At 43.4% G+C, this 10115-nt stretch carries 8 protein-coding genes; 4 read left to right on the top strand and 4 right to left on the bottom strand.

Annotated elements, in window-relative coordinates:
* Positions 1–74: 74 nt before the first annotated feature.
* Complete coding sequence (locus ACM0OZ_RS25905; protein WP_414585696.1) at positions 75–1985, bottom strand: DUF1565 domain-containing protein; 1911 nt, start codon at positions 1983–1985, stop codon at positions 75–77.
* Between the two features lie 312 nt (positions 1986–2297).
* Between ACM0OZ_RS25905 and ACM0OZ_RS25900 the strand changes: the two genes are divergently transcribed.
* Positions 2298–3419: a thiamine phosphate synthase gene (locus tag ACM0OZ_RS25900; RefSeq protein WP_414585690.1), complete on the top strand. Its 1122-nt coding sequence runs from the start codon at positions 2298–2300 to the stop codon at positions 3417–3419.
* Positions 3412–3624: a sulfur carrier protein ThiS gene (thiS, locus tag ACM0OZ_RS25895; RefSeq protein WP_414585689.1), complete on the top strand. Its 213-nt coding sequence runs from the start codon at positions 3412–3414 to the stop codon at positions 3622–3624. Before ACM0OZ_RS25900 ends, thiS begins: the two co-directional genes overlap by 8 nt.
* Here thiS and ACM0OZ_RS25890 read toward each other — a convergent pair.
* On the bottom strand, positions 3621–4856 hold the full coding sequence (locus ACM0OZ_RS25890) for a glycosyltransferase family 4 protein (protein WP_414585688.1): 1236 nt from the start codon (positions 4854–4856) through the stop codon (positions 3621–3623). The two genes, thiS and ACM0OZ_RS25890, sit on opposite strands and share 4 nt — an antisense overlap.
* A 1075-nt stretch (positions 4857–5931) precedes the next feature.
* Here ACM0OZ_RS25890 and ACM0OZ_RS25885 point away from each other — a divergent pair.
* A complete protein-coding gene (locus tag ACM0OZ_RS25885; RefSeq protein ID WP_332997435.1) occupies positions 5932–6930 on the top strand; it encodes a DUF1517 domain-containing protein in 999 nt (332 codons plus the stop codon).
* Between the two features lie 83 nt (positions 6931–7013).
* Here ACM0OZ_RS25885 and ACM0OZ_RS25880 read toward each other — a convergent pair whose 3' ends face one another.
* Positions 7014–7481 carry a response regulator gene (locus tag ACM0OZ_RS25880; protein ID WP_414585687.1) on the bottom strand — a complete coding sequence of 156 codons (468 nt, stop codon included), beginning with the start codon at positions 7479–7481 and terminating at the stop codon, positions 7014–7016.
* A gap of 82 nt (positions 7482–7563) precedes the next feature.
* Positions 7564–7890, bottom strand: a complete 327-nt coding sequence (locus ACM0OZ_RS25875) for a hypothetical protein (protein ID WP_414585686.1) — start codon at positions 7888–7890, stop codon at positions 7564–7566.
* A 651-nt stretch (positions 7891–8541) separates the two neighbouring features.
* On the opposite strand from ACM0OZ_RS25875, the gene ACM0OZ_RS25870 reads away from it, so the two are divergent.
* Positions 8542–10020 (top strand): response regulator, encoded by a 1479-nt coding sequence (locus tag ACM0OZ_RS25870; RefSeq protein WP_414585685.1) that lies wholly within the window; start codon positions 8542–8544, stop codon positions 10018–10020.
* The last annotated feature ends 95 nt before the right edge of the window (positions 10021–10115 follow it).

The raw sequence follows: 10115 nt of genomic DNA, 5'->3' as shown, positions 1-10115 counted from the left end.
GTGGTCAGCACTCCTTGTCATTTTATACGGTTTTTAGCGATTATATTCTACTAGTCCCCAATACCCAATCCCTTTTAATTTACCGGCTCAACCACAGCTTTTAAACCGTTATTATTAAGTATTTTGATGACGCTATCAGCGTTATAGCGAGTACTAAAAACACCGACTTGCATCACTCCCTTACCACGCCAGACAGTACGAAAAGCACCAGGAGCAAGAAATTTAACTAAGTCTTGATCCTTTTCATTTTGTACTTCAACTACGACTCGGTAACGTAAATTGATTTGACTTTCCCCAGCAGGCGATGAAGATGGACTCGAGACATACGCAGTCGTCGAAGAACTTTGAGCGACTGGTTGTTTTCGCATATTGCCAGTATTGCCCAAAGGGATATTGGAATTGGGAACGGGCAAAAGAGCTGCATTACCGACGGGTGCAGCTTCTAGTGTTGGCAATGACGACTGTCCTTGATACGCTCTTTGTACGGGTACTGGTGCGACTTGGTCATAGGAAGTTACATTTTGTTGTCGGACTTGACGCCTAGATACCGAGAGGGGAGGACGCGGAGCCATTTGTTCTAAATTCATTGCGTCTGGGCGTTCTTGTGTTCCGGCGTCAACGGTGTTAGCCGTCGTTTGGGGTGCAGTGAATTCTACGGTATTAGAAGAAATACGTACGTAATTCGCTTGCTGTGATGTATTGGATGTATTTGGTGGTGATTGAATTGACCTTGCAGTTGGGGCAACTTGCCGACTCCTTGTCAAGCTATTAGGAGTTGACAACCCAGAATTGAGAGGAGGAGATTGTTTTTGATTGACAGTAGTTGCTCTAAGGGGTGAATTGATCGGCAATAATGGCTGCAATTGATTGTTCAATCGTCCAGAAGCATTGCTGGAAGACGCGCTTAGGGGGAGACGCCCTGACGCTGTTGACGCGCTTACATTTGCTAAAGAATTCCCGCGTTCCTGTATCCTCGGGTTCTCTGCGCTGAGTCCCCCCATTCCCGCCTCGGCTACTGCTGTTGTCCCAGCCAAATCCACCTTGCCATTGATGCGGTTGTTGGCAAGGGTGTTGCCAAAAGCAGGAAAGATTTGCTTGGCAGCGCTGGCGTTAATGTCGTAACGAGCATTGTTGCGAAACTGATTACCACCTGGTTCAGAGGCAATGCCTAAATTGGGGATCGCTTGAGAAATAGCTACTAAGCCATCTTCTTTGCTGCCTTGAATGAGATTCTTCCGTAGTATTGGGCGAGCATTCGCTTGTACCACAATGCCACTTCTGTTGTATTGAACAGAATTGCCAACCACTATCGGCTGAGCATTTTGGGTAATATTAATGCCAAAGCCCGTTTCTTGAAAGACGTTTTCCCGCACTTCCGGTCGAGAGTTCCCGGAAATTGTGATTCCATTCGCCCCATTTTGATAAAAGAAATTACTGCGAATGGTGGGCGCACTGTTGCCAGTCACAGCTATTCCATCTTGGGTACTGCCAGTAAAGGTATTTTCCACAATGACTGGATTGCTGTATTCAATCCATAAACCGTAACCACGAGGGTTGGGATTAGTTACCGTTACGCCAGTCAACTTCGCTTGGTTTGCGCCTACAATAGTGACGTTTTGACCGCCAAAGGTGCGACTGAGGTAAGCACCTCCTCCTTGGATCACAATACCACGTCCTTTAGTGCGAGAGTCCCCTTGAATGGAAACATTTGGTTTGAGTCTCAAAGGAAAACTCTCTCCAGTTCCCTCGGTGTAAGTGCCGCTTGAGAGCATAATGACTGTGTTGGAACCAGCGACTTGTAGCGCCTGGGTGATCGTTTTAAAAGGAGTGCCTTCACCACCATTGCCTACCTTGTCATCCCCGGCACTTGGGTTGACAAAAAGCACGTTAACCTGAGACATTGTTTTGGCACCGATCTGCGCTCTATCTGTTGTTGCGGGCATTTGAGCAATGGCGGCATCAAAGCTTGCCCCAAGCATTGCCATGTATGCCACTCCCATGCCAGTCGTGAAACACAAAACGAAAAAACGAAACACTGATAATATTGCTACACTGAGGAATGAATATGGTTTGTGACCTTTGGCAATTAGCTTTACTGGTAAATCGTTTGCCCAATAAGACTTAGGAAAAACGTCGTGGTGAATCACTTTGACTACACTCCTTCAACCAAAAAACTTTTTATACTTTTGTAGACGTAAGTATGTGGATAAGGTTACTCAGATATTGACCTGTTCGCTCTTTTTGATACAAAGTTAAGTTAGTTAAGAATCAATAGAGATGCGAAGAACAGTGTCAATATGAAACAGGCTGGCTGTTACGATGAAAGCAATAATGGGGTTGTTGTAATGGTCGAGCCATACAGCCAAACAGAGCAAATCCAGCAAGTTGTTTACCGCATTTTAGATGCAAATTTAGACCGCGCTCGTGAGGGCTTGCGAATCATTGAGGAATGGTGTCGCTTTGGGTTGAACAACGCCCAGTTAGCTGCGCAATGCAAAAAAGAGCGACAAGAGATAGCTCGTTGGCATACCACAGAATTGCGGGCGGCGCGGGATACTCCGGGCGATCCTGGGACTGAGTTAACCCATCCTCAGGAAGAACAACGTACGAACATCAAATCGTTGTTGCAAGCTAACTTCTGCCGAGTGCAAGAAGCTTTGCGGGTGCTGGAAGAATATAGCAAGCTTTACAACCCAAATATGGGGAAAGCTTTTAAGCAGATGCGTTATCGCATTTATACCCTGGAAAGTGATCTGATGGGAAATCATCGGCAGCAACTGCTATCGCGATCGCGCCTGTATTTTGTCACCTCCCCAAATGAAAGGTTGGTGGAAATTGTCGAAGCAGCCCTGAAAGGAGGATTAACGCTGGTACAATATCGCGACAAAATAGCCGATGATACTGTGCGTCTAGAACAAGCTAAAAAACTACGGCAACTATGCCACGCCTACGGCGCTATTTTTATTATCAATGATCGGGTGGATGTCGCTCTAGCGGTAGATGCTGATGGAGTGCATTTGGGACAACAAGATTTGCCCATTTCTATTGCCCGACAATTACTTGGTCCTCACCGTTTGATTGGTCGCTCTACCACAAACTCGCAAGAAATGCAAGCTGCGATCGCTGAAGGTGCAGATTATGTTGGTGTGGGACCTGTTTATCAAACTCCTACAAAAGAAGGAAAAGCAGCAGCTGGCTTAGAATACGTCAGCTATGCGGCTAAAAATTGTTCTATACCTTGGTTTGCCATTGGGGGAATTGATCCAAATAACATTAATGACGTGATCAACGCCGGAGCAAACCGTGTGGCGGTGGTGCGTAGTCTCATGCAAGCCGATCAACCTACCCTGGTGACACAATTTTTCCTCTCACAGCTAATAAGTCGCATGAAACCAGAATCTGGTATGTCTTATGTCTGATAAGATTACACTTGTTATCAATGGGGAAACTCGTTCCTGCTTACCCCAAACACTTTTACCCGACTTACTCCAACAATTGGGTTTCAATCCCCGCTTGGTGGCGGTAGAGTATAACGGCGAAATTTTACACCGTCAGTTTTGGTCAGGAACAGAAGTACAGCAGGGCGATCGCTTGGAAATAGTCACCATCGTTGGTGGTGGCTAAGTCAATAAACATGAGTAGCCAGACTCAGGAATGTAAATCGAGCGGTGTAAGGTTTTGCGTTTAGCGAATTGTTTTCCTTTACGACCGAGTTGTTCGCGCAGCTTTTGGTCTTGACACAACCGCTTAAAAGCATGAAAAACCTCATAGCCGGAATTGGGATTCACGAGTATACCATTTTCTTCATGGTGAACTGTATCTACTACACTCCCCAAGCCAGATGCAATCACAGGTTTGCCAAAATAACCCGCTTCTAAACAAACGATTCCAAAACCCCCAATCGAGGCTTTTTTGTTTCCCAAACTCAGCATTGCAAGTATGTCACATGCTGCATAGTATCCGGCCAATTCCCCCTCAGGTACATACCCAGCAAAATGAACCCGTCTCTGTACCCGCAAACGATTGGCTAGATTTCTCAGCGCAGACTCATCAGGACCTTGCCCACAAAGTATATAGTGAACATCCATCCCCAGAGTCAAGAGGAGTGTTAAATTCTCAATCACGCGATCAAAACCTTTACGCTTGACGAGTCGTCCGACTGAGAGAATAACTACTGCTGTTTCTGGAATGTTATATCCACTCCGCACCCGGACACGTAAATCATCCAAATTATCTTGATGAGCCGAAACACCAAATTTTTCTACTCTAACAGTAGGGTTAATCACATGGGTCGGCGTCTCAACTTGGAAATGGGTAATCAGCTCATCCCGAGTCAAGGAACTGTTACAAACAATTCCTTCGGCTCGTCTGAGGGTGAATTCAAACAGAGAACGCAATACGGGGTTGCGTGACGCCTCAAAAATATCCTTCCCGTGCAGGTAAATAAAAAAGCGAATCGGTAGAAGATAACTTAATACCAAAACAGAAAGAAAATGGTAGCCGTGACCCCATTCAATATAGCGATAGTGATAGCGAAAATACAGTTTGATTGCGAGCAGACATGACCAAACCATATTCAGGAAAGCTTGCAGTATACTTCCCAAAAAACTACCACGCCAAAGTTGAGAAATGGGCCAGCGGTATACCGGAAACTTTTGCGCTCTGTCAAATATTTTATCTCCCGAGCAACTAGCCGCTAAAACTATGACTCGCTCTGGGTCTTGCAAGCAGCGATTATAGATATATTCTTCAATTCCACCCTCTTTTGGTTGGAAGCTACGAGATATAACTAGGATGTCCGGATATGACGCAGTTTTGTCTCGGATTGTTGCTCTTATACGTGAAATATTTTCCATCAGACATTTTGATAACTAAACGTCAAAACAGCATAAAAAACCTACATAAAGTTTTGTGAACTTTGTAATTTCTACTTTCAAATCAATTGAAGAAATCAAAACAATTTTGTTCCAGGTTTTAGGAGCTAAAAAAGACTTAAATATCCTGAACAACAAAATTTACCAAACATGAGTTATCAGTCATTCTTAGTTTAAGTTACATCACTTTGAATGATGAATTATTAATTACTATTTTTTTTACTTTCCTCAATAATATTACAGGTAAAATGCTTATATTTTTAGGACAAAATTCAATTTTTAATGTTTCAATTCAGTTTTTCAAAACCAAATTTTTTTCAATTTAACACCCTGATTCTTGAAATATGAAGCTATCAAAAGTAGATGAACCAAAGATGAAGTTTAAAGGATGTATATACTTACCAGCATAACTTAAGTGCAGGCTATGAGCAAAAAAATTATACTTCATACTTCATACTTCAAATGACTCCTGTCGAGATTTTTAACTCGGGCTGCTGTTAGTAGGATATCTTCATACCACTCAAAATATTATGCCAAAATGCCAAAAAGCTATCTTTCTTAATTATCTTTTTTGAAAAAATCTTTAAATTAACTTTTTTTTGTAAAACATATAATTTTTGTTAAAATATATACAGAATTTTAAAATATATTTTTTTACATATTAAAAAATATAAAAAATAAGTAAAAAAAAGGACTAAGAAACAAAAGGGTATTGTATAATATAAAACCATAAAACTGGGATCCTCCGCTGTGTATATTTATGGACACAGGAATTTGGCAAAACAATTGCGGAAACTGGCGATCGCGAATTTAAAATTTTAATCAAATTTTAAATATTCAATTGCTGATGAGGTACGGTTATCTACTCCAGAAATCCCCCCAAAGCCTGCTGCGTGTCTAACATCAGAGACGATACATTTGAAATGTAGCCTGTTAAAGAGCTACTGCCAATCAACCACTCTGTGGGGCTATGGGCTGGCGTTATTGACCAAGCACAACACTCATTCGTGCATTGGGAGATAAAGATAACCAATACTGTTTTTCAAGCGACTGTGTCATGGGTAAAAAATTACAACAAGCTATCAAACCCCTCTTAAAATCCCTGTTCCTCCTATGCCTTGTTTTTACATTGGCATTTGGTCATAGTGATGGGGCTCTAGCCGCCAGTGGGGGTAGAATTGGCGGTGGTTCCTTCAGAGTTCCCTCAAGCCGTCCTTACTCGTCTCCTCGCACCTATGCACCTCCTGGTGGAGGTTACGGTGGAGGATACTACGCTCCTCCTTATGGCGGTGGTTTTGGATTTCCCTTCCTGCTTCCATTTTGGGGTATTGGGGGAGGATTCGGCGGTTTACTGGGCATCTTAGTTTTTATTGCGATCGCCAATTTCCTGTTGCAAACCTTCCGTCGTGTCGCTTCTGGTGACGCTTCTGGTGACAGTGAAGTGGGCTACAGCAGCAACCCTAATGTTTCCGTAACTCGTTTGCAAGTGGGCTTGTTAGCCAGCGCCCGTGACTTGCAAACCGAACTCAACCGCATTGCTGAAACTGCTGATACCAACTCACCAGAAGGTAGAGCAGAAATCCTGCAAGAAGCAAGCCTCGCTTTGCTACGCCATCCTGAATACTGGGTGTATGCAGGTGGTGGTACTCAACAAGCGCGTTTAAATGCAGCTGAAACTCAATTCAACCGTTTGTCACTTGCAGAACGCAGCAAATTTAGTGAAGAAACTCTTTCTAATGTAAACAATCAGCTTAGAGGAGCGACTCCCAAAGATGCTTTACCTGCTGCTGGTGGTGAACTCGACAACCCAACCCGTCTGATCACCGAAGGACCTGGAGAATACATTATCGTCACTTTACTAGCTGCGACCTTAGGTAAATACCAACTACCAGAAGTTAACAGCGCTGACGACTTGCGTCAAGCTTTACGTCAATTTGGTAGCATCCCTGGTGAGCAACTGCTGGCTATGGAAGTTCTTTGGACTCCCCAAGCTGAAGGCGACACCCTCACCTCTGATGATGTGTTAGCAGAGTATCCCGATCTGAAATTGGTCTAAAGGCGTTGCACTGTAAAAGGATAACTCTTGTGGGGTGGGCAAAATGCCCGCCCTTGTTTTTTGGTTTATTTTGGGCAAAAGCTTCAAACCGTGACTTCAACACTTCTTCCAGTAAGTTTTGCCACAACTGCAACTAGCTCATCAGAGTCAAATGGCTTAAGAATAAACATCTGAAACCCGCTATTGAAAGCTAGGCTACGATTTTCTGGAAACACACAACCTGTAAGAGCAACGGCGGGAAGAAACCCACCAACCTCTGCTTCTTTGATTCTGATAGAGCGAATTAGTGAATAGCCATCCTTGTTTGGCATACTGATATCGCTGACTAGAATGTCTGGTTTCCACTTTTCTATCACTTCAATAGCTTCATCCACTGAACCTGCCGTCTTCACCTCAGCCTGGTGCTGTTCAAAAATGACCTCCAGCAAATTCAGGTTATTTACATCGTCATCTACCACAAGTACACGCAACCCATCAAGGACAGGAGATGGAGAATTACTTTGTGGTATTTGGTAATTTTCCGGATGCGAGTCGCAAAAACTATTTTGCATATTAATTTTAACCTTTTAGTTAGTGATTACAATGACTGGAATCGCATTCTAGCGCTTGAAAAGCTTTCCCTATTGCTACTTATCAAGAGCTATAGATAGCAAGGAGTAATTCAAGTAGAACATCCTCGGTAGGTTTCTCCCTTGCCAACAACTTTTTACCTAATTCCATCGCCTCATTAATAGTTAGCTGATTTGTTGAAATGAGTGCAGCGCATAACTCTTGATTTGTATAACTCAACTCTTGCTTTATCTCTTGCAGTTCATCATTCTTGTAACACAGAGCTAGCTTATAGCTCTCTATTAGTTCGAGTAAAAACTCTACTTTCTCCTCAAGTTCCTCGATTTTCTCGGCGTCAATACCTCTCCATGCTTGAAGATCACTCTCTAGATTGGATATTTGGTAAGACATATTGACTCTCTCACTTATAGTTACTTGACTATGCTTAAAACTTTCAATCTTGTTTACAGTAAAAGCTCTTGGCTAACTCAGGAAATAGCCCTGTCTAACTGGAAAAATGAGTCAGAATGTAGAACTCAGAATACTCCACCCACAAGAGCATGCTGACATCTTGCACCAAAAAAAGTTTATGTAATTTTATCACTCAGTATCAAACCCAAAGCCCTTTATTTACGGGAAAAAGTCCAAAAAAGTCATCTAACTTTACCGCACCGTTTTTTACATAGGCTCGGTTCCTACAAATAGGTGCAAGATCTGAGCATGGAGATTTGAGAAGGAATAATTTTTTAACATTTTTTTCGCGCCACTTGCGGGAGGAGGTTTTAAACCAATGACTCATCACCCACTCGTACAGAATCCACTTGCGCTGAATTCTGACTCCTGAGTTCTTAGTTAAATATAAAAAAAGTAAGTGAAGATTTTGTGAATGAGTCAGTAGATAATATAAGAACGTGTTTAAAAAAGTGGCGCTCTTTCTCAAGTCAACTGCAATCAAAGTGCGAGTCATGTAAGAGACTTGCCTATTAAGTCAGAGCAAAAATATTCCTAGGGAGGGATGTTTAAAAAACGTGACGTGAATATAGCAAGTATCAATAGTTGTCTATGAAAATTCTGCTAGTAGAGGATGAACAAGGGAGTGCTGAAATCTTAAAGAATACTCTAATAACTCAGCATTATGTAGTCGATTTGGCGATGGATGGTCAGACTGGACTGTCCTTAGTCGAAGCGTTTACTTATGACTTGGTTTTATTAGATATCATGTTGCCAAAACTGGATGGTCTAAAGTTTTGCAGACAGCTACGCGATCGCAGAAATAGCACCCCAATTATCCTTTTGACAGCTTTGGACAGTAGCACTAGCAAAGTCATTGGATTAGATGCAGGAGCTGATGATTATGTTGTCAAGCCTTTTGACACCAATGAGTTATTGGCTCGGATACGTGCTTTGATACGTCGAGGAACTCCAGTTCTCTCCTCAGTGATACAGGCGGGAAATATCAGGCTTGAGTCCAGTAGCTGTAGAGTGACTTGCGATGGACAACTTTTGCATTTGACTGCTAAGGAATATGCTATACTCGAACTACTTTTGCGTAATAGCCACCGGATATTTAGCCAAACACACCTGCTCGATTATCTCTGGTCATCTGAAGAAATCCGTTTAGAGAATACTGTCAGAGCACACATCAAGGCTTTACGGCAGAAACTTAAGAAAGCTGGGGCGGATGGATTGATTGAGACAGTTTACGGACTAGGGTATCGGTTCAAATTAGGGGAAGATGAACTTAACAATCAGGCAGCGGCAACGGTTCACTCCCAAACTGTAGTAGATGAACCTCAGGCAAAAATCTCCTCCGCATTGGCTGCCATTTGGGCGCGATTTCAACCCAAGTACAGCGCTCACGTTACGGTCTTAGAACAAGCTATTACGACCCTGGTTGCGGGTACGCTCAGTGAAGAATTGGGGCAACAGGCACAGCAAGAAGCCCACTTGCTGATTGGATCGCTGGCAAGCTTTGGTTTTGCTGAAGGCTCGCGTCTGTGCCGCGAGATTGAACAAATTTTTCGGGGTGGAATCAAACAGAGTCAAGCTCAAGTTGAACGTCTCTCTCAACTTGTTTTAGCGTTGCGGCAAGAACTGGAACAACCAGCCGCAATCAACCCACCACCTCCTGCGAAGCCATCTGACATCGTTGAGGCAAAAATTCTGGTTGTGGACGATGACCGCCAATTGTTGGACATTGTGCGCACTTTACTAGAGCCTTGGGGATTCAAGCTAACTCTGCTGGATAACCCCCAGCAGTTTTGGACCATTTTGGAGGTGTCTAACCCCGACTTGCTGATTCTAGATATGGAAATGCCGGAGTTAAGTGGCATTGAACTGTGCGAGGTGGTGCGAAACGATCCACGGTGGAGTGAGTTACCCGTGCTGTTTCTATCTGTTGACTCTGATGCGGAAACTGTGAATCGGGTGTTTGCTGCGGGTGCAGATGACTATGTGAGTAAGCCAATTTTGCCACCAGAATTAATTGCTCGTGTACTGAATCGCCTGGAACACACACGCACATCAATACCGTTCGGTTAAAACATTTTTTCGTTGAGGCAGCAGGGGGGCAGGGCGCAGGGCGCAGGGGGGGAACGCTAATCGTCAGCCAACTCAAGGCTTTTAGGCTCAAGAGC

Source organism: Scytonema sp. PCC 10023 (assembly GCF_963920835.1).
Classification (GTDB): domain Bacteria; phylum Cyanobacteriota; class Cyanobacteriia; order Cyanobacteriales; family Nostocaceae; genus Kalymmatonema.
Note: the sequence above shows the minus strand (reverse complement) of the source record. Positions and strands in the feature narration are given on the sequence as shown.

Excerpts from the sequence above, each read along its gene's own strand:
- ACM0OZ_RS25905 (WP_414585696.1), bottom strand. The coding sequence starts at position 1,985 with ATGGCAATGCTTGGGGCAAGCTTTGATGCCGCCATTGCTCAAATGCCC.
- ACM0OZ_RS25900 (WP_414585690.1), top strand. The coding sequence starts at position 2,298 with ATGAAACAGGCTGGCTGTTACGATGAAAGCAATAATGGGGTTGTTGTA.
- thiS (WP_414585689.1), top strand. The coding sequence starts at position 3,412 with ATGTCTGATAAGATTACACTTGTTATCAATGGGGAAACTCGTTCCTGC.
- ACM0OZ_RS25890 (WP_414585688.1), bottom strand. The coding sequence starts at position 4,856 with ATGGAAAATATTTCACGTATAAGAGCAACAATCCGAGACAAAACTGCG.
- ACM0OZ_RS25885 (WP_332997435.1), top strand. The coding sequence starts at position 5,932 with ATGGGTAAAAAATTACAACAAGCTATCAAACCCCTCTTAAAATCCCTG.
- ACM0OZ_RS25880 (WP_414585687.1), bottom strand. The coding sequence starts at position 7,481 with ATGCAAAATAGTTTTTGCGACTCGCATCCGGAAAATTACCAAATACCA.
- ACM0OZ_RS25875 (WP_414585686.1), bottom strand. The coding sequence starts at position 7,890 with ATGTCTTACCAAATATCCAATCTAGAGAGTGATCTTCAAGCATGGAGA.
- ACM0OZ_RS25870 (WP_414585685.1), top strand. The coding sequence starts at position 8,542 with ATGAAAATTCTGCTAGTAGAGGATGAACAAGGGAGTGCTGAAATCTTA.